Here is a 20,534-nt window from a genome sequence, read left to right on the forward strand (position 1 = left end):
CAAATCTCATTTTTTTTCAGAAAATCTTTGTTTTCTTATAAAAAAGCTATATTTGCAGTGAAATATCAAACTAATACATGAAAGAAGTTCACCTGTCAGAAAGCAATTTCCTATTATCTGCTATACAGCGAGGCGACCAAAAAGCATTCGATGCACTGTTTCGGAGGTATTATCCGGCACTGTGTGCCTACGGCCATCGCTTCGTCGATCTGGAAGATGCGGAAGAAATTGTGCAGGATTCTCTTTTATGGATTTGGGAGAACAGAGAAAATTTGTTTATCGAAACCTCGCTTAGTTCGTACCTCTTTAAAATGATATACCGCAAAGCTCTGAACAAGCTTGCACATATTGACGCCACTCAACGTGCCGACACTCGATTTTATGAAGAAATGCAGGAAATGCTACAAGATACGGATCTTTATCAAGTCGAAGAGTTGACACAACGCATCAAGGATGCCATTGCCACATTGCCGGAAAGTTACCGGGAAGCTTTCGTGATGCATCGGTTCCGGGATATGAGTTATAAAGAAATAGCGGAAATTCTGGGAGTATCTCCCAAAACAGTAGATTACCGCATTCAACAAGCATTAAAGCAACTACGTATAGATTTAAAGGATTATCTGCCTTTATTGCTACCGATTCTATTTCCTTAAAATAAACCTACTATCTATTTTCTGATCTATTACGATCTATTTACTAAAGTACTAATAGACAACTTCCTTTGTATTAGGGATAAACTTACATTCCCCTACTGCCAAACTTCTTTTTGGCTAAGAGAAATCTATAATTGCAAGCTTCATTTATAAAAACGGAAGTTCTGATTATATAATTGCAAGTTTCGTTTATACAATCAGAACTTGCGTTTATAGTTTCTTCTTAGTCAAAGACAACTTATCCAATAAGGAAAAGGAAGTTTGCAATAAGAGCATAGCAACTTATCTACTGATAGATTGGAGAGAAGTAAAGCATTAATTCTGCCGATAAGGTAAGGTAAACCAGAAAGTAGATCCTTTGTTCTCTTTCGACTCCACTCCTATTTTCCCTCCCAGGCGGTCTACAATCGTATGGCAGATAGAAAGTCCCAGTCCGGTACCTTGCACAAAGGAATTGTACTTCACAAACCGTTCGAAGACATGAATACACTGTTCAGAAGACATTCCACAGCCAGTATCCGACACATAAAAATAAATCGTTTCGGAGCCTAGCAGACGATACCCCATACGAATGGTACCCACTTCTGTAAATTTGATGGCATTAACAATGAAATTGGTAAGTAACTGAATCAAACGGTTCTTATCCGTATATAATGTACATTCGGGCAGTCTCTCCACAAATGTGAAAGTCACATTATTGTGTCGCAGACGTAGCTGCATACTCTGCTCGATTTCTTCAAGCGTCTGATTCACATCAATCAAGGCAGGATAGAAATCGAATGTACCGGCTTCAATCTTCGACAAATCCAGAATATCATTAATCAACTGGAGCAACAAATCCGTATTTGTTTCAATGAGGTCTGCATATTCGGACATTTCTTCACGGTTTTCGACATGAGGAAGCATATTGGAGAATCCTACAATGGCATTCAAGGGCGTACGTATCTCATGACTCATATTAGCCAGGAATGCAGATTTCAATTGATTGGCCTGTTCCGCTTTTTCCATTGCTTCATGCAAACGACTATATGCTTTCCGAAGAATACTGATATAATATATGATAGCAACAATCAATATCAATAAAAAGAAAGAGCAAGAAAGAATTTGAATATAATACTGTTGGAAAAAAGTTTTGGGTTCATTGACATAAACCGCATCGTCCGGATAGCGGGACGAAGGTATATTGTGGGATTTCAACACCTGATAGCAGAGATTGGCACTTCCCTGTCCTCCTACCCCACCGGGAATATTACGTGCTTGCTCTCCATCCAATACACGACCGAGTATTTCCAACAAAGATTTACAGAACGATTCTGTCGAAACGTAATACCCCCCAGCAAAAGTATTGTTCGACAAGTCTTCGGGAGAAAGCAAAAATAATGGAGATGGAGTAAAATTGACAATCACCTCCTGAATATGATCGAAAAGATAGTTATTGTCATTTTTGTTATGTGACTCAAACCATGAATAATAGATGATTCCCGTATTCGGTTTATAACCACGTAAAGTATCCAGCAACATTTCCGTAGATAATTGAGTGGTGGAAAGTAAATCCAAATGCAAATCCGGGAAGTTCTCTTCTACAGCTTCCTTTACATCTCGGCGAGTTTCCTCACTGATATACCTATCATCGGAGATAAACGCCAGACATTCCATATCAGGTATCAGTTTATTAATTAAGCCGATCGTCTCCTTTACATAATAATGTTGCTTCAAAATGGTTATATTATATCCCCGCCTCCATTCATCACCCGAAACTGTATTGGCTTCCGTCAACGGGGCGTGAGATAATAAGACCTCAAGAGAAGCAGGTAAATAATCGCGGGCATTTGTCACAATTACCGGGACCTCTTTCCATACATCATCAAATAACTCACGGCAAACCATCCATCCCGGATCTCCAATCAGCACAACCGCAGTGGGAGGAGTTGGATATTTCTGGCGCAAATGAATAATCAGAGCATTCACTTCCACCTCATTCTCCAAAGCAGCTACAGAAAGCGACTCCGCTTTGACCGATATACCTTGTTTCTGAAGAGCATCATGAAGACACCAATAAAAGTTTTTAGCCCAGGGCAGATTGAAATTAATTGAGTTTAAAACCAGTACTTCTTTATTTGTATTTTCGGTTCGGGCTGACGCAGGTGATAAGAATCCTTCAATAAAAAGGAATAATCCAAGGAGGAATGGAATGATCCGTAACGATTGTTTCATTTGTGGTATTCTATAAATAGCGGAAGCAAAGATAGTATTAATTTCTTTAGTGCAAAAAAAAGGCATCCCAAAACGAATTGAGATGCCCTTTATTATATAAAATTAAGTATCAAAGGATTATGATTTCTTCAAAGCCGCAATACTTTCTTTCAAAGAATTAATGATGCTCTCTGCATCGGCTTGCTTCTTACGTTCCAGTTCAAGAACGGCAGCCGGAGCATTATTGACGAATTTCTCGTTGCTAAGTTTCTTCATCACTCCCTGCAAGAATCCTTCTTTATGCTTCAATTCGGCTTCCATACGGGCGATTTCGGCTTCCACGTCAATCATATTACCCAATGGCACGGCAAATTCGGTCGTTCCTATCATGAAAGAAGAAGCACCTTCTGATTTGCTTTCTACCACTGTTACGGAAGACAGGTTACACATCTTGATAATCACCGGATTCAATTTCTCTACCGGATGAGTGCCTACAACCTGCAATTCGAGTTCTTCTTTCAGAGCAATGTTCTTCTGCAAACGGATGCTACGGACATTACTGATGATTTCCTTAGCTACTTCAAAATCTGCCAGAAACTGTTCATTTGCTCCAACCGGTTCAAACAGTTGAGTAACCATCAGACTTTCACCCGGTTCACGCTCACGCAATTGTTGCCACAATTCTTCTGTGATAAATGGCATAAAAGGATGCAGCAATTCAAGCAGACGCTCGAAAGAGCTAAGAACCATACTATAAATAAAGCCATTAACTGGCTGTCCATAAGCAGGTTTCACGATTTCCAACAGCCAAGAAGAGAATTCATCCCAGAACAGTTTGTAAACCAGCATCAACGCTTCGCTCAAACGATATTTGGAGAAGAGATCGGCCACTTCAACAGCTGCCGCATCCAGTCTTTGGTCAAACCACTGAACTGCCAGATGCGCATCGGTAGGGATCTCAATAGTACCTTTGGCATTTGTCCAGCCCTTAATCAGACGGAAAGCATTCCATATCTTGTTGCAGAAGTTACGTCCCTGTTCGCAAAGTGCGTCATCGAAAAGAATATCATTTCCGGCAGGAGCAGAAAGCATCATACCCATACGTACTCCATCGGCTCCGTATTTCTCGATCAACTCCAATGGGTCGGGAGAATTACCGAGTGACTTGGACATTTTACGTCCCAGTTTATCACGAACGATTCCTGTGAAGTAAACGTTCTTAAACGGCATCTGTCCTTCGTACTCGTAGCCTGCCATAATCATACGGGCTACCCAGAAGAAGATAATATCCGGTCCTGTCACAAGGTCGCTGGTAGGATAGTAATAGTTGATTTCTTCGTTACCCGGATTGTTGATTCCATCGAACAAAGAGATAGGCCACAACCAGGAAGAGAACCAGGTATCCAGACAGTCTTCATCCTGACGGAGATCTTCGATTGTCAAGGCGGCATTGCCGGTTTTCTCTTTCACTTTTGCCAATGCTTCTTCTGCTGTAGCAGCTACCACATAACCGCCCTCCGGGAGGAAGTAAGCAGGAATGCGATGTCCCCACCACAACTGACGGCTGATACACCAGTCTTTGATGTTCTCCATCCAGTGACGGTAGGTATTCTTGTATTTTGCAGGATAGAACTTCAGTTCATCGTTCATTACCGGAGGCAATGCCATGTCTGCAAAATGCTGCATCTTGAGGAACCATTGCATAGATAGTTTCGGTTCGATCACTACGTTGGTACGTTCCGAGTAACCTACCTTATTTGTATAGGCTTCTGTCTTGTCCAGCAGTCCGGCAGCTTCGAGGTCTTTCTCTATCTGTTTACGAACGTCGAAACGATCCATGCCGATATACATACCGGCAGCTTCGCTCAATGTACCGTTATCGTTGAAGATATCAATGCTAGGCAGGTTGTACTTTTCGCCCAGCATATAGTCGTTTACGTCATGAGCCGGAGTCACTTTCAGGCAACCTGTACCAAATTCGATGTCTACATAATCATCTTCAATCACAGGGATGGCGCGGTTTACCAGCGGAACGATCACTTTCTTGCCTTTCAGCCATTCGTTTTTCGGGTCGTTTGGATTGATACACATCGCTGTGTCACCCATGATTGTTTCAGGGCGGGTAGTTGCCACTACGGCATAGCGTCCTTCCGGGTCACCTTCTACTTTATAGCGGAGATAATATAATTTTCCGTGCTCTTCTTTGTAGATCACTTCCTCGTCAGAAAGAGCGGTCAATGCTTTCGGGTCCCAGTTTACCATACGGACGCCGCGATAGATCAGTCCTTTTTCGAACAGGTCTACAAACACTTTGATTACGCTTTCGCTACGTTTCTCATCCATAGTGAAAGCCGTACGTTCCCAGTCGCAGGATGCACCGAGTTTACGGAGTTGTTTCAGGATAATACCACCGTGCTCATCTGTCCAATCCCAAGCGTGTTTCAGAAACTCGTCACGGGTCAAGTCGGTTTTCTTAATGCCTTGAGCAGCAAGTCGGTTTACAACTTTTGCTTCGGTAGCGATAGAGGCGTGGTCAGTTCCCGGTACCCAGCAGGCATTCTTGCCTTCCATACGGGCACGACGAACCAAAATATCCTGAATGGTATTATTAAGCATGTGTCCCATGTGCAACACACCGGTGACGTTTGGGGGTGGAATGACGATGGTGTAAGGTTCACGGCCATCGGGTTTCGAACTGAATAAATGATGGTCCAGCCAATACTGGTACCATTTTCCCTCCACGTCAGCGGGATTGTACTTACTTGCTAATTCCATATTGTTTTATGTATATATGATAATGTATATTCTAAAATAACGGGTGCAAAATTAATAATTTAAATTCAAATCTTGCCACCCTCGGGGCGTTTCTGTGCACGGAAAGAGTATTTATATCCCTCATAAAGAGCGAATCCGTAGAAAAAAGCAGTCATTGACATCATATTTTTCAACATAACAGAAAATATTTCCCCATAGTCTGCACTTGTCAGGACTTCAAAATAGCCCATATCATAACTTTGGGAAATATACCCTATAATAGATAAGAAATCTCCCAAGATGCAACTAACCAGGGCTAATGCCGCACCGATAATTCCAAAAATGGGACGTATTCCTTTCCCTTTCCGCATAGAAAAACCCACCATAAGCCCGATAGCAATGGGCATAAATCCAATCTGGCGACCCGTAGAAACAGATATCAGTCCCCATGCCACCGCACCCACAATACAGGCAGCGACTGCGTACAGCACTCCTTTGGAGAGATTCTCTTCGGCAAGCATTTCTTCTTCTGTCATAGATACCGGGAAGTCTTCCGGCTTGGGAGGGGCTAATCTTTCCAGCTCTTCATCTTTCTCAAAACTTTCACATTCTTCTTCAAAAGCAGGAAGTTCTCTGGTACGCTTACAAACAAGACCTTTACCATTCACGAAATCACGTGATACGCAATTCCGGCAATACTTTTCAATTTCTTCTGATGTAGCCATCTTCTATCCGGTTTATGTTGAATGACTTTCCCTATTACAGAAGTTATAAAGCCATTGTTAACAGATTTTTTGCAAATATAGAGGTATTTTTTCGCGCGACGTCTATTTAATGCATATTTTTGTTGACTGATATTAGACAAATGATGAAAAAGAAGCCAAATATAAGATATTTAGCCTTAGGAGCAATCTTAATCCTGGTGTGGCTAACGCAATGGATTCCTGCCCTGGCAACAATCTATTCGCAAACAATCTATCCTTTTATCTCTTACGTTTTGTCGTTTTTTTCCAATTTATTTCCTTTTGCGATAGGAGACTTATTTATCTTCCTTAGTATCGCAGGCGTGATTATTTACCCTATTTATGCCCGGCTCCGTAAAAAGTTGCCTTGGAAGAAAATTTTATTGCGTGACGGCGAATATCTGTTGTGGATTTATGTATGGTTCTATCTGGCTTGGGGACTGAATTATTCTCAAAAGAACTTTTACCAACGAACCGAAATCCCGTATACAGCCTACACTCCCGAAAATTTTCAGGAGTTCGTTGACGACTATATCACCCAATTAAATCGTTCGTACACCCCTGTAAATAGTATCAACCAGGATTTGATACAGGAAGAAACCGTACGAATCTATAATCAGTTAAGTGATAGTCTGGGCGTACACCGACCTCCTCACGATCATCCGAGAGTAAAGACCATGTTGTTTACTCCATTCATTTCCATGGTAGGAGTAACCGGTAGCATGGGGCCTTTCTTCTGCGAATTCACCCTTAACGGAGATTTGCTTCCCACCAACTACCCCGCCACTTATGCTCATGAACTAGCCCACCTGTTAGGTATCACCAGCGAAGCGGAAGCCAATTTCTATGCTTATCAGGTTTGCACCCGTTCACAGGCGATGGGTATCCGTTTCTCCGGATATTTCTCTGTACTGGGGCATGTATTGGGGAATGCAAAAAGATTACTTTCAGAAGAAGAATATGCAAAACTCTTTCAACGCATCCGACCGGAAATTATTGAATTAGCCAAGAATAATCAAGCCTATTGGGCTGCCAAGTATAGCCCGGTAGTGGGAGCCGTACAGGATTGGATATACGATCTTTACCTGAAAGGAAACAAGATAGAAAGCGGACGCCAGAATTACTCGGAAGTAGTAGGGTTGTTGATTTCTTACCAGGAATGGAAAAAAATGAATTAAATAGATAGATTTATGTCACATACCAGACAAGAACAGATGGAAGCCTTCGGACGCTTCCTGGACATTCTCGACGAACTGCGTGTTAAATGTCCCTGGGACCGTAAACAGACGAATGAAAGTCTGCGTCCCAACACCATAGAAGAGACTTACGAACTTTGTGATGCCCTGATGAGGGATGACAAGAAAGAGATCTGCAAAGAATTGGGAGACGTATTATTGCACGTCGCTTTCTATGCCAAGATAGGCTCTGAAACAGGAGATTTTGACATCAAAGATGTTTGCGACAAGTTGTGCGATAAGCTGATTTTCCGCCATCCGCATGTGTTCGGAGAGGTGAAAGCAGAGACAGCCGGACAAGTTTCCGAGAATTGGGAACAGTTGAAACTCAAAGAGAAAGATGGAAACAAGAGTGTATTGAGCGGTGTGCCCGCTGCCCTGCCCTCGCTTATCAAGGCTTACCGTATTCAGGACAAAGCCCGCAATGTAGGCTTCGACTGGGAAGAACGGGAACAGGTTTGGGATAAAGTGAAAGAAGAAATAGGTGAGTTTCAGGAAGAAGTGGCCAACATGGATAAAGAGAAGGCAGAAGCTGAATTCGGCGACGTGATGTTCAGCCTCATCAATGCGGCACGCCTTTATAAAATCAACCCCGATAATGCACTGGAACTTACCAACCAGAAGTTTATCCGCCGTTTCAATTATCTGGAAGAGCACACCATCAAGGAAGGAAAAAGTCTGAAAGATATGTCTCTCGAAGAGATGGATGCCATTTGGAATGAAGCAAAGAAAAAAGGACTGTAACTTCCTTACCGGCATAAAAAAACAGAGGCTCTATCCGGTGGGAATAGAGCCTTCATTTTACTCAAATAGAGCGTCTGTTCATACGAATCAGACGCTCTGTTTTTCTTTATTTCTTCTTTGAATCGTCTCCCTTGTCTTTGCTACGATTCATACCTTTTATCATTTCGCGGTGAAAACGCATCTCTGCACGTTGCACGAGAAAAATCTTCTTGCTTGAAAGAATCTTTTTAAACTTACCCAAATAAGTTTTATCAAGCTGGTCGGCAGCAATACGGTTGTTGGCTACTTTCTCGTTGATTTCTGCATATTGAGCTTCCGTCGTTTTATCATCCTTGCCTTTGCGCATCAAATCCCATGACTCATCATTCAGTTTCTTCTTTTTATCCTGGAGTTCAAAATAAACGGGAAAGAACTTGGCTGCTTCTTCTTTATTCAATCCAGCCTGTTCGATAATGAAAGCTTTTTGTTTTGCCCTGAACTCCTCCCGGGATAAGTGCTGATCACATCCATCAGCAGCCCAAAGAACAGGCATAAAGCCACATAACAAAACGATCCATGCGATAAGTTTTCTCATTTTCTGTATTCAATCAGTTTTTATAAATCATTCTACACTTGCGTCACTCAAATAAACATATAACGAATAATCATCCAGCATGGCACGATCCACTGCTACATCAATCATTTCGTCAGATACGACTACTTCAGTATCCACTTCTGTCACCGCTACATCATCTGCTGTAGCAGGTTTATGGTCTGTTGACGCCACCCGGATAATCAAGGCCGCCCCTACAAACATAGCTGCCATATAGAGCAATGGTTTCAGTCTTGTCCATGTGCTGCCAGGCTCTTCCTTAAAAGCAACTTTCTCTTTTTCAGGAAGTTTATTCATTACCTCCGAAGTCAGGTTCTCAAAGTAACCATCGGGCACTTTGAAGGAATTTTCCTTTCCAAGCTTCTTCAATAAAATATCTTCTTCTTTCATACGTTTTTCTCCTCTCTTTTCATTAGACAGTGTCTCATTTAAAAGGTTTAATCTATTTCTTCTAAAAACTTCTCAATTTTCTTCACCGCATGATGATAAGATGCTTTCAATGCACCGACCGACGTGCCGAAGATTTCCGACATCTCTTCGTACTTCATTTCCTGATAGTATTTCAGGTTGAACACCATACGCTGCTTTTCGGGCAAAGTCTGCAAGGCTTTTTGCAAGCACATCTGTATCTTGTCGCCCGAGAAGTAGGCGTCACTTTCCAGCTTTTGCACAACTACTGCTTCGGGATCGTCAATATCCACGGTAGTCATGGCACGCTGCTTATTCAGAAAGGTAAGACACTCATTCAGCGCGATGCGATAGAGCCAGGTCGACAGCTTCGCCTCGGCACGGAAATAATCGATATTCGTCCATGCCTTGATGAAAGTGTTTTGCAGGAGATCGTTCGCATCCTCATGCGACAGTACCATCCGGCGGATTTGCCAATACAATTGCTCGCTATACTGCCCCACAATCATTTCAAATCCTTTCCGCTGTGTACTCTCCTCCTGAAGGAGTTTCAGAACTTCGCGTTCGTTATAAGGGATCATAATCTCTCGTATCTGTATGTTTATTTATGGTTTCAAATTCAGGTTATTCATCGCCTCTAGTAAGGACGGATCATATTTATAAATGTCCTCACAATACCTCAAATTATTATCGGCAGACAGATAAACCGTCTGATAATCTATAAATAAAGGTATATATTGTTCCAAACTATAATGTTTCAATTCACGATAAGCCGCACTGATGGGCAGCTTCTTTCCTTCTTCACTCACCGGCTTGATATCCATTGCAATACGAATACGGTCTTCCAACAATTCATCCGGCTCTTTCAACAGGAAGAACGCGAAGTCGAGTGCTTTTTGAAGACGGACGCAACCGTGGCTCACCGCACGATTATTCCGTGTAAAAGCCCACCGTGACGGAGTATCATGCAGATATACGGAATGAGGATTGGGAAAACGGAAGATGATACGTCCCAGAGAATTTCCCGTTTTATTATCCTGTTTCACCGTATAAGGTACGCCCTTCCCTATATACTTCGCCCATTTAATACTGTGAGGATCTACCTGGAGTCCATTCTTATCGTACACCTTCATGCGGTTACGGGTAAAATACGTCGTATCTCTGCGGTAAGTAGGGATAATCTCTTTGCGGATAATGCTTTGAGGCACATTCCAATAGGGATTCAGTTCCATATAATAAATCCTGCTTGACAACAGAGGAGTTTTATTCTTCACACTCCCCACACAAATACGCATCTCCAGGATAGAATCCGTTTCTTCGTTGACGGCCTGCAACATAAATGCCGCCACATTGGCTATCACATATTTCCGTCCTTTATCCAATGCATACTGCCAACGTGCCCGCTCCATGTTTACCAATAGGCGGTCGCGATAATAATCCGTAGTATCTGTCGCTCCCCAGCCATTCACACGAACCAGTTCTTCCTGCATCTTATGATAAAGCGGAGAAGAGGGTTGCGCCCGACGAAAAGCGGCGTTAGGATTTGCACGCAAAGAGTCGAGAGCGGCCATTGCAAACTTCACATCACATTGTTTCAAAGGAATACGGTTGATCGAATCATTCCATCTGCGCTCCGCAGGCAGGAATCCGAATTTCAATTGACACACATACGAAAGATAGGCGGCTGTCAACTGATATTCCACGTCTGCCAGCAGACGGTTCATCGTCTTCCCTTCGCGCAGCTTCAAGGTTCGTATCTGCTGCAATTCCTCACGGATGCTATCAACAGGATACAGATTCGGATTAACTCCATGTTGTGAAATGTTTCCTAACCAGAATAACATCGAGTCCGCTACCTGTACGGCAGGTTTATCGGATATGAGAGAATCGTTCAGCCAAAAGAATTCATCCTTTTCCTGATAATGCGCCAGCAAAACCGAATCCCAGGGAGTTACCGGATTTTCGTTCAGACCAATACGAATCATCTGATGAATGCTGTCTGCATTTATTTGATAAGCAGGATGAAACAGTTCCCGGAGGGAAGACAAAGAATCCGGTATCGGAGATTGAGGTTTCTCTTTTTTACAGGCTGCCAGGCAACCGAAGAGCAGGATGATTACTCCCCAGAGCAGTCTACTACTTTTCATAGACAGTCCCTCCATCAACGTCAATACACAAATTTTCTTTCGCTAAAATGGTTTGTGGGAAAATGGCGGACGCTTCATGAAGTAAGACAGATTCATCTTCATAACGGGCGGAAAAATGTCCGATCACCAGTTGTCTCACATTGGCATCCAAAGCAAGTTGCGCAGCTTGTGCAGCAGTGGTATGATAAGTTTCCTTGGCGCGTGCCCGCTCGGTCTGTGCAAAGGTGGCCTCATGGAAAAGCAAATCTACATTTTTAATTTGTTCAGCAAGGGACGGACGATAGATTGTATCGGAACAATAAGCATATTTACGCGCCGGAGCCGAAGGGCGGGTTAAACGTAAATTGGGTATTACTTCTCCTTCGGGAGTTACAAAATCCGCTCCGTTCTTGATGCGGTTCAGTTCATAGACCGGGACTTTATAAAAGTCTACCATGTCTCTGATGATATGATTAGGACGCTGTTTTTCTTCAAAAAGGAAACCACAACAGGGAATACGGTGTTTCAGGGGAATCGTCGTCACAGTCACGGAGCGGTCATCGTAAATGAGCATCGGCTCCTTCGTTTCGAATTCGTGAAAGAACACTTTGTAGGTCAGAGTCTTGCAAAAGAAAGCGAGCATCGGTGCAAACAGTTCTTCTAATCCCCGTGGAGAATGGATATGCAAATCGGCAGTCCTCCCCAATAATCCAAATGTAGAGATCAATCCCAGTAATCCGAAACAGTGGTCACCATGTAAATGAGAGATAAAGATATGGTTCAACCGGGAAAATTTCAGTCGGGAACGGCGCAACTGCATCTGTGCCCCTTCACCACAATCAATCATAAAAAGCTTTTCACGCAAATTCACGACTTGAGAGGTCGCAAAATGTCGCGTGGTAGGCAAAGCGGAGCCGCATCCCAATATATGTAACTCGAATTTTTCCATGGTATGCAAAGATAGGACATTTCACATTTAATCTTGCAAAGGAAGAAACTTTTTTTCTATTCACCACAGAGGACACGGAGGACGCAGAGGATAAGTTTATATAAATATATCACCATCGTTAGTTTGTTAAATCAATCCTTCACATCCTCTGTATTCTCCATATCCTTCCCTGTCCTCTATATCCTCCCTACCCTCTGCGTCCTCCGTGTCCTCTGTGGTGAATTAAAAAAGGCGCCCCGATATCGGGAGCGCCTTTCATTGGAAAATATTCTATTCAGATTATTTCTTTCCTTCCAACTGTTCTTTCAATGCAGCAAGAGCGTCGATATCGCCCAGCGTAGTTGAAGCAGCCTGGTTCTGGATCATCGGAGAATCTTCTCTCTTGTTGCTAGAAGATGACTTCTTAGCACCAGAAGCAGCTTTCTTTTCTGCTCTTTCTTCAGCCTTAGCTACATCTTCGAAGATACGGCTGTGAGACAGGATGATTCTCTTAGCGTCTTTGTTGAACTCGATCACTTTGAATTCAAGTTTCTCATCCAACTGTGCTTGTGAGCCGTCTTCTTTTACAAGGTGTTTCGGAGTTGCGAAACCTTCTACACCGTAAGGAAGAGCTACAACAGCACCCTTATCCAACATTTCGATGATTGTACCTTCGTGTACAGAACCTACGGTGAACACAGTTTCGAATACATCCCAAGGATTTTCTTCGAGTTGTTTGTGGCCAAGGCTCAAACGACGGTTTTCTTTGTCGATTTCCAATACCTGAACTTCGATGTCAGCACCAATCTGAGTAAATTCTGATGGGTGTTTTACTTTCTTAGTCCAAGAAAGGTCAGAGATGTGGATCAAGCCGTCAACACCTTCTTCGATTTCTACGAATACACCGAAGTTAGTGAAGTTACGAACTTTTGCAGTATGCTTAGAACCTACAGGATACTTTTCTTCGATAGTTTCCCATGGATCTTGTTTCAGTTGTTTGATACCCAAAGACATCTTACGTTCTTCGCGGTCAAGTGTCAGCACAACAGCTTCTACTTCGTCACCTACCTTCATGAAATCTTGTGCAGAACGCAGGTGTTGGCTCCAAGACATTTCTGAAACGTGGATCAAACCTTCTACGCCCGGAGCGATTTCGATGAATGCACCGTAGTCAGCCATAACAACCACTTTACCTTTCACCTTGTCACCTACCTTCAAGTCAGTGTCAAGAGCATCCCATGGGTGCGGAGTCAGTTGTTTCAAACCAAGAGCGATACGTTTCTTTTCGTCATCGAAGTCAAGGATAACAACGTTGAGCTTCTGATCCAGTTCAACCACTTCTTTCGGATCGCTAACACGTCCCCAAGAAAGGTCAGTGATGTGGATCAAACCGTCTACGCCACCAAGGTCGATGAATACACCGTAAGATGTGATATTTTTAACAGTTCCTTCAAGAACCTGTCCTTTTTCAAGTTTACCGATAATTTCTTTCTTCTGTTGTTCCAGTTCAGCTTCGATAAGAGCCTTGTGAGATACAACAACGTTTTTGAATTCCTGGTTGATTTTAACCACTTTGAATTCCATTGTTTTGCCAACGAATACATCATAGTCGCGGATCGGTTTAACGTCGATCTGAGAACCCGGCAAGAATGCTTCGATTCCGAATACGTCTACGATCATACCACCCTTAGTGCGGCACTTGATGTAACCCTTGATAATTTCTTCATTTTCCAGAGCAGCGTTAACGCGATCCCAAGAACGAGTAGCGCGGGCTTTTCTGTGTGACAGAACGAGCTGTCCTTTTTTGTCTTCCTGATTTTCGATGTATACTTCTACTGTATCACCGATCTTCAGATCCGGATTGTAACGGAACTCATTCAATGGGATGATACCGTCTGATTTGTAACCGATGTTCACAACTACTTCACGCTTGTTCATTGCGATTACGGTTCCGTCAACAACCTCACGGTCGTTCACTTTGTTAAGCGTACCGTCGTAAGCTTTTTCCAGTTCATCGTGGCTAACGTTGGTTACTGTTTCGCCATTTTCATAAGCATCCCAGTTGAAATCTTCAATAGGAGCTACGTTCTTTAAGTTTTCCATTAATAAATAAATTGTTTAATACTTTAATTAAATAAGACATTATATTATCTATAAATCGGGCGCAAAGGTAGGAATATTTTCTTGATTGACAAAAGAATGGCAGAAGAAAAGAGAATTATATCCGTATTTTTTGTAATATTGCAATCTTTAATTTATACAGTTTTTGCCATGGACGAGAGATTGGACAAAGTCAAGGTGCAATGCGACTATTTACCGCTTATTAATTTTGCGATACAACAAAACGGTGCATCAATCATTCATCAGCTTTCTATTGAGAATACAACGCCTGCCCCGCTGAAGGACATTCAGGTACAAATCACGACAGAACCGACTTTCGGAAACGCTGCTCCGATAGCTGTGGCACAGATTCCGCCCAATGAATCGATATGCCTGTCGTCATTCAATCTTACTTTGTCCGCCAACTATTTCACACAGCTGACCGAACGTTTATCCGGCAATCTGAAAATTGAAATTACTTCCGAAGCAGAATCCGTATTCTGCCAAACCTACCCTATCGACATTCTGGCATACGACCAATGGGGAGGGCTCAATGTATTGCCCGAAATGCTGGCCGCTTTCATCACCCCCAATCATACAGCCATTGTGCCGATCATCAAGAGAGCCGCTTCCATCCTGGGACAATGGACTGACAATCCGTCCCTCGACGAATATCAAAGCCGCACTCCGGACCGGGTAAGGAAACAGATGGCCGCCATCTACACGGCTATCACGGAACAACAGATTATATACAGCACCATCCCCGCCAGCTTCGAGGAATATGGGCAACGTGTACGGCTAGCCGACTCCGTGATGGCACAAAAACTGGGAACCTGTCTGGATATGGCCTTGCTCTATGCTTCCTGTCTGGAAGCAATCGGGCTGAATGCTCTCATTATCATCACTCAAGGGCATGCTTTTGCTGGAGCCTGGCTAGTGCCGGAGACTTTCCCGGATCCTACCATTGACGATGTTTCCCTGTTAACCAAACGGACTGCCGAAGGAATATACGACATTACTTTAGTTGAAACGACCTGCATGAACATGGGACATTCGTCCGATTTCGACGATGCAGTGAAGAAAGCGAACGGAAAGCTGACGGATGGAAACAGTTTCATTCTTGCCATAGATGTGAAAAGAGCGAGACATTCGGGCATCCGCCCCATCCCCCAGCGCATTCTGCACGGGCAGGTATGGGAAGTAGAAGAAAAGGAGACCGACATTCAAAGAAGTGCCGTTCATGCCACTCCGCAAAGTATCAATCCGTATGATTTATCGGGCAATGAAACCCAGGCCGTGATTACCAAACAGCTGTTATGGGAAAGACGGTTGCTGGATTTAAGCCTGCGCAACAATCTGCTGAATATCCGGATTACCAAAAACACGCTCCAACTCATCCCGGCTAATCTATCCTGTCTGGAAGATGCATTGGCCGACGGAGAAGAATTCCGCATTCTTCACCGCCCTGCCGATTGGGAAAGTCCGGCGATGGACTTCGGGATTTATTCCTCCATACCGGAGTCTGATCCCATGGTTGGTTTCATCAACTCGGAACTTTCACAGAAAAGGTTACGTTTCTATCTGCCCGAAAACGATTTAGGTAAGGCACTGACTCACTTATACCGCTCTTCGCGTACTTCTATCGAAGAAAATGGAGCCAACACGCTCTATCTGGCTCTCGGACTTTTGAAATGGTATGAGACACCTTCCAGCGAACGTCCCCGCTATGCCCCTATCTTGCTATTACCGGTTGAAATTATCCGTAAATCGGCAGCCAAAGGTTACGTAATCCGTTCCCGGGAAGAAGAAACAATGATGAACATCACCTTATTGGAAATGCTTCGCCAAAACTTCGGAATCGCCATATCAGGATTGGACCCGTTGCCTACCGACGAAAGCGGCGTAAACGTCAAGCTGATTTATTCCATTATCCGCAACAGCATTAAGAACCAGCGTAAATGGGACGTGGAAGAGCAAGCGATTCTGGGTATCTTCTCTTTCAACAAGTTCATCATGTGGAATGACATTCACAACAATGCCAACAAACTGATTCAGAACAAGATTGTGTCCAGCCTCATCAACGGAAAGATAGAATGGGAAGCCGCCACAGAGGAAATAGATGCAGCGGATATGGACAAACAAGTGTCGCCCGCAGATATTGTATTACCCATCATCGCCGATTCTTCGCAACTGGAAGCCATCTACGAAGCCGTACACGACAAGACTTTCATCCTGCACGGCCCTCCGGGAACAGGAAAATCGCAAACGATTACCAATATCATCGCCAACGCGCTTTACAAAGGAAAACGTGTTTTATTTGTAGCGGAAAAGATGGCTGCCCTCTCCGTTGTGCAAAACAGGCTGGCAGCTATCGGCCTGGCTCCGTTCTGTCTGGAAATTCATTCCAACAAAACAAAGAAATCCGCCGTTATCTCGCAACTGAAAGAAACTACGGAAATTATCAGACAGACACCTCCCGAAGAATTCAGAAAGGAAGCGGAACGCCTGCTGAATTTACGGGCGGAATTGAATCAATATATCGAAGCCCTGCATAAAGAATACCCGTTCGGAGTTTCATTATACGACGCCATTATTCATTATCAATCCGTGGACGTCGAATCTTGTTTTGATATTCCACAAGCTTATCTGGATACATTAGATAAAGACACATTTGCCCAATGGGAAGATGCCATCGAGCTGCTAGTCCGGACGGCCAATGCGTGTGGACATCCTTACCAGCATCCATTAACCGGTATCTCGATTACCGAATATTCATCAGCCGTTAAGGAGGGATCCTCCCAACTGCTCACCGGATTTATCGACCTGTTGACCACCATCCGGCAGAAGCTGGATGTATTCTCCATACTTCTAAAAGATACGGATATACACCCTACACGCAAGGATTTCCAGACAATCTCCCACATCATCCGGAGAATACTCGACATTCCGGAACTGACTCCCGGATTGCTGACTTTGCCATTGCTCAACGAAACACTGAATGAATACCGGGAAGTAGTGGTTCACGGACGGAAACGGGATGAACAAAGGAAAGAGATAGAAACCGGATTCACCCAAGAAATCCTGTCCATCAACGCAAAGCAGATGTTAGCCGAATGGAACCGGGTATCCGATCAATGGTTCCTTCCCAGATATTTCGGACAACGGAAAATCAGAAAGGCAATCAACGTATATGCTTTAAAAACGATTGAAACAGAAGACATCAAACCTCTGCTCCACCGCATTATCCGGTATCAGGAAGAAGCAGAAGCCGTCCGGAAATACATCGGGCAACTTCCCTCCCTATTCGGACGCCCCGGCAAGAACGAGGATTGGAACACCATTGAGCAGATAATCGACGACATGACTTCCCTTCATTCGCATTTGTTGAACTACGCAAAAGACATTGCCAAAGTTTCGCAAATCAAGCAGAATTTGTCCGTACAACTCACAGAAGGAATTCAAACATTCAGAGACATCCATGCTCATTCTTTCAATGAACTGTATCAGCTCGCAGATACACTCACAGCCACCGAAAAGAAATTGTCCGGCATGCTGGGTATCTCGATCGAAGAACTTTATACCGATTCAGCCGACTGGATAACGATTGCCTTGTCAAAAGCCCGAACCTGGAAAGAGAACCTCGACAAGCTCAAGGACTGGTATCAGTGGCTACAAGCCTACCAAACCCTGCATAGTCTGGGAATAGGATTTATCGCGACGGAATATAAAGAAAAGAATATTCCTACCAGCCAACTTACAGACAGCTTCCGCAAGAGTTTCTATCAGGCGGCTATCCGGTATATCATTGCCAAAGAGCCGACTTTGGAATTATTCAACGGTAAGATATTCAATGATATCATTGCTAAATACAAACAAATATCCGCCAAATTCGAAGAAACGACCCAAAGAGAATTATTTGCCCGGTTGGCCTCCAACATTCCGTCTTTCACTCACGAAGCCATCCAAAGTTCCGAAGTGGGTATCCTTCAAAAGAATATCCGCAACAATGCCCGCGGCATATCTATTCGCAAGCTATTCGACCAAATTCCCACTTTGTTGTCGCGCATGTGCCCGTGTATGCTGATGAGTCCTCTTTCCGTCGCTCAATTCATCGATACGGATGCTGATAAATTTGATTTGATTGTCTTTGATGAAGCCTCACAGATGCCTACTTATGAAGCGGTGGGCGCCATTGCACGGGGTAAAAACGTCATTATCGTAGGCGACCCGAAACAAATGCCTCCTACCAGTTTCTTCTCGGTCAACACCATTGATGAAGACAACATTGAAATGGAAGATTTGGAGAGTATCCTTGACGACTGTCTTGCTCTGTCTATCCCTTCCAAATATTTATTATGGCACTACCGAAGCAAACATGAGAGCCTCATCGCTTTCAGCAACTCCGAATATTACGATAACAAACTGATGACTTTCCCCTCACCGGACAACATTGAATCGAAAGTCAGGATAGTCAACATCAACGGTTACTATGATAAAGGCAAGTCGCGCCAGAACCGGGCGGAAGCTCAAGCTGTAGTGGACGAAATAGCCAGAAGATTGAGAAGCGAGGAATTAAGAAAGAAAAGTATCGGTGTAGTCACTTTCAGCATTGTCCAACAAGCCTTGATAGAAGACTTATTATCTGACCTCTTTATCTTTTATCCCGAACTGGAAACTCTTGCGCTGGAATGCGACGAACCGTTATTTATCAAGAACCTGGAGAATGTGCAGGGAGACGAACGCGATGTTATTCTCTTCTCTGTGGGCTATGGCCCGGATGCAGAAGGGCGCGTCAGCATGAATTTCGGACCACTGAACCGGGCAGGCGGCGAAAGAAGATTGAATGTAGCCGTTTCCCGTGCACGGTATGAGATGATTATCTATTCCACCCTAAGATCGGATATGATCGACCTGAACCGGACTTCTTCTATCGGAGTAGCCGGACTAAAACGTTTCCTCGAATATGCGGAGAAGGGAACCCGAAGCACCATCAGCAGTGTGCCAAGACAACTGTCGGAAGCAACAGCCTCCATCGAAACGATCATTGCCGACAGACTGCGCTCATTGGGTTACACCGTGCATACAGACATCGGTTGCTCCGGATACAAGATAGATATTGGTATCGTCGACACCGAAAATACCTCTAACTATCAGTTAGGTATTATCTGCGACGGCAAAAACTACAAACGTACCAAGACCGCACGTGACCGGGAAATTGTGCAGAACAATGTATTGAAAGCACTCGGATGGGACATCTACCGGATATGGACAATGGACTGGTGGGAAAAGCCGGACGAAGTAATGGCAACTATCCAAGAGGCTATCGCCCGGAAAAAGAGTTCAAAGGTCGGCTCAATGACAGCAACCGGAATCAACTCTGCTCCGACAGAAGTGACAACACCTGCACCGACAGCACAGATAACCAACAATGATATTTCATTCGTGCTCAAGGCATCGCCTGCTGCTCCTGAAAAGCAAGCTGCTTCCGTTCTTTCTACGCAAAACCGGATAGAACAAAAGTACAAGTTTGCAAAGATTACCCCATACAGTTATTCACCGGAAGACTTTTTCTTTACGGACAGTTACTCTATCCTCCTCTCCCAAATACGGAAGATTATGGAAAGCGAGGCGCCAATCAGTAAATCCCTGCTCTGTAAGAAAATCCTGTCCGAATGGGGAATCAGCCGCTTGGGAACACGGGTAGAAGCACAGATAGAAACAGCACTCGACACATTGAATATCTATCGCACAGAATACGAAGGACTTGTCTTCTGCTGGAACGACAAAGAGCAATGCGCTTCCTATTCCATCTATCGCCCGGTTTCCGACCGGGAAGCGACAGACATACCACCTGAAGAAATAGCCAATGCCATCCAGCAACTATTGACCGACTCCATCAGCCTGCCTGTGGCAGATTTGATAAAAGCATGCGCACAACAGTTCGGCTTTGCCCGTATGGGATCGAACATAGACGCTGCCATGCAAAGAGGTATTCGCGAAGCTGTGAAAAGGGATTACGCCAAGATAGAAAATGAACGGGTAACGATTGCCAATTAGA

At 43.9% G+C, this 20,534-nt stretch carries 13 protein-coding genes; 4 read left to right on the forward strand and 9 right to left on the reverse strand.

Annotation, left to right across the window (positions count from 1 at the left end; genetic code table 11):
* The first annotated feature begins 77 nt into the window (after window positions 1–77).
* Entirely contained in the window at window positions 78–653 is a 576-nt protein-coding gene (locus tag DXB58_RS08700) for an RNA polymerase sigma-70 factor (RefSeq protein WP_122136560.1), read from the forward strand.
* Window positions 654–968: 315 nt separating this feature from the next.
* Here the strand turns inward: DXB58_RS08700 and DXB58_RS08705 are convergent, their stop codons facing one another.
* The 3 genes from DXB58_RS08705 to DXB58_RS08715 form a co-directional block, all read right to left on the reverse strand.
* Complete coding sequence (locus tag DXB58_RS08705; protein ID WP_122136561.1) at window positions 969–2,867, reverse strand: HAMP domain-containing sensor histidine kinase; 1,899 nt, start codon at window positions 2,865–2,867, stop codon at window positions 969–971.
* A gap of 117 nt (window positions 2,868–2,984) precedes the next feature.
* Window positions 2,985–5,621, reverse strand: coding sequence for a valine--tRNA ligase (locus DXB58_RS08710; protein ID WP_122136562.1), 2,637 nt, complete (start codon window positions 5,619–5,621; stop codon window positions 2,985–2,987).
* A 65-nt stretch (window positions 5,622–5,686) separates the two neighbouring features.
* Window positions 5,687–6,325, reverse strand: coding sequence for a hypothetical protein (locus tag DXB58_RS08715; RefSeq protein WP_122136563.1), 639 nt, complete (start codon window positions 6,323–6,325; stop codon window positions 5,687–5,689).
* 140 nt (window positions 6,326–6,465) lie between these two features.
* Here DXB58_RS08715 and DXB58_RS08725 point away from each other — a divergent pair, with 140 nt between their 5' ends.
* Both DXB58_RS08725 and mazG read left to right on the forward strand, forming a co-directional pair.
* Complete coding sequence (locus DXB58_RS08725) at window positions 6,466–7,521, forward strand: DUF3810 domain-containing protein (RefSeq protein WP_122136565.1); 1,056 nt, start codon at window positions 6,466–6,468, stop codon at window positions 7,519–7,521.
* A gap of 12 nt (window positions 7,522–7,533) precedes the next feature.
* Complete coding sequence (gene mazG / locus DXB58_RS08730) at window positions 7,534–8,322, forward strand: nucleoside triphosphate pyrophosphohydrolase (RefSeq protein ID WP_008775510.1); 789 nt, start codon at window positions 7,534–7,536, stop codon at window positions 8,320–8,322.
* A 106-nt stretch (window positions 8,323–8,428) separates the two neighbouring features.
* Here mazG and DXB58_RS08735 read toward each other — a convergent pair whose 3' ends face one another.
* The 6 genes from DXB58_RS08735 to rpsA form a co-directional block, all read right to left on the reverse strand.
* Window positions 8,429–8,896, reverse strand: coding sequence for a hypothetical protein (locus DXB58_RS08735; RefSeq protein ID WP_122136566.1), 468 nt, complete (start codon window positions 8,894–8,896; stop codon window positions 8,429–8,431).
* Between the two features lie 27 nt (window positions 8,897–8,923).
* A complete protein-coding gene (locus tag DXB58_RS08740) occupies window positions 8,924–9,304 on the reverse strand; it encodes a hypothetical protein (RefSeq protein WP_122136567.1) in 381 nt (126 codons plus the stop codon).
* 47 nt (window positions 9,305–9,351) lie between these two features.
* Window positions 9,352–9,903, reverse strand: coding sequence for an RNA polymerase sigma factor (locus DXB58_RS08745; RefSeq protein ID WP_004304634.1), 552 nt, complete (start codon window positions 9,901–9,903; stop codon window positions 9,352–9,354).
* Between the two features lie 24 nt (window positions 9,904–9,927).
* The gene (locus tag DXB58_RS08750) at window positions 9,928–11,469 is read right to left on the reverse strand and encodes a L,D-transpeptidase family protein (protein ID WP_233527263.1); all 1,542 of its coding nucleotides are present in this window, start codon (window positions 11,467–11,469) and stop codon (window positions 9,928–9,930) included.
* The gene (locus DXB58_RS08755) at window positions 11,459–12,397 is read right to left on the reverse strand and encodes a ribonuclease Z (protein ID WP_122136569.1); all 939 of its coding nucleotides are present in this window, start codon (window positions 12,395–12,397) and stop codon (window positions 11,459–11,461) included. Before DXB58_RS08755 ends, DXB58_RS08750 begins: the two co-directional genes overlap by 11 nt.
* Window positions 12,398–12,676: 279 nt before the next feature.
* Window positions 12,677–14,479, reverse strand: a complete 1,803-nt coding sequence (gene rpsA, locus DXB58_RS08760; RefSeq protein ID WP_004301842.1) for a 30S ribosomal protein S1 — start codon at window positions 14,477–14,479, stop codon at window positions 12,677–12,679.
* A 96-nt stretch (window positions 14,480–14,575) separates the two neighbouring features.
* On the opposite strand from rpsA, the gene DXB58_RS08765 reads away from it, so the two are divergent.
* Complete coding sequence (locus DXB58_RS08765) at window positions 14,576–20,533, forward strand: DUF3320 domain-containing protein (protein WP_122136570.1); 5,958 nt, start codon at window positions 14,576–14,578, stop codon at window positions 20,531–20,533.
* Window position 20,534 lies beyond the last annotated feature (1 nt).

Origin of the sequence: Bacteroides sp. OM05-10AA, from assembly GCF_003439055.1 — a bacterium.
GTDB classification, from domain to species: Bacteria; Bacteroidota; Bacteroidia; order Bacteroidales; family Bacteroidaceae; genus Bacteroides; species Bacteroides intestinigallinarum.

What these genes read in the sequence shown, in the direction of transcription:
- DXB58_RS08700 (WP_122136560.1), top strand. Translation starts at nt 78, where the DNA reads ATGAAAGAAGTTCACCTGTCAGAAAGCAATTTCCTATTATCTGCTATA.
- DXB58_RS08705 (WP_122136561.1), bottom strand. Translation starts at nt 2,867, where the DNA reads ATGAAACAATCGTTACGGATCATTCCATTCCTCCTTGGATTATTCCTT.
- DXB58_RS08710 (WP_122136562.1), bottom strand. Translation starts at nt 5,621, where the DNA reads ATGGAATTAGCAAGTAAGTACAATCCCGCTGACGTGGAGGGAAAATGG.
- DXB58_RS08715 (WP_122136563.1), bottom strand. Translation starts at nt 6,325, where the DNA reads ATGGCTACATCAGAAGAAATTGAAAAGTATTGCCGGAATTGCGTATCA.
- DXB58_RS08725 (WP_122136565.1), top strand. Translation starts at nt 6,466, where the DNA reads ATGATGAAAAAGAAGCCAAATATAAGATATTTAGCCTTAGGAGCAATC.
- mazG (WP_008775510.1), top strand. Translation starts at nt 7,534, where the DNA reads ATGTCACATACCAGACAAGAACAGATGGAAGCCTTCGGACGCTTCCTG.
- DXB58_RS08735 (WP_122136566.1), bottom strand. Translation starts at nt 8,896, where the DNA reads ATGAGAAAACTTATCGCATGGATCGTTTTGTTATGTGGCTTTATGCCT.
- DXB58_RS08740 (WP_122136567.1), bottom strand. Translation starts at nt 9,304, where the DNA reads ATGAAAGAAGAAGATATTTTATTGAAGAAGCTTGGAAAGGAAAATTCC.
- DXB58_RS08745 (WP_004304634.1), bottom strand. Translation starts at nt 9,903, where the DNA reads ATGATCCCTTATAACGAACGCGAAGTTCTGAAACTCCTTCAGGAGGAG.
- DXB58_RS08750 (WP_233527263.1), bottom strand. Translation starts at nt 11,469, where the DNA reads ATGAAAAGTAGTAGACTGCTCTGGGGAGTAATCATCCTGCTCTTCGGT.
- DXB58_RS08755 (WP_122136569.1), bottom strand. Translation starts at nt 12,397, where the DNA reads ATGGAAAAATTCGAGTTACATATATTGGGATGCGGCTCCGCTTTGCCT.
- rpsA (WP_004301842.1), bottom strand. Translation starts at nt 14,479, where the DNA reads ATGGAAAACTTAAAGAACGTAGCTCCTATTGAAGATTTCAACTGGGAT.
- DXB58_RS08765 (WP_122136570.1), top strand. Translation starts at nt 14,576, where the DNA reads ATGGCAGAAGAAAAGAGAATTATATCCGTATTTTTTGTAATATTGCAA.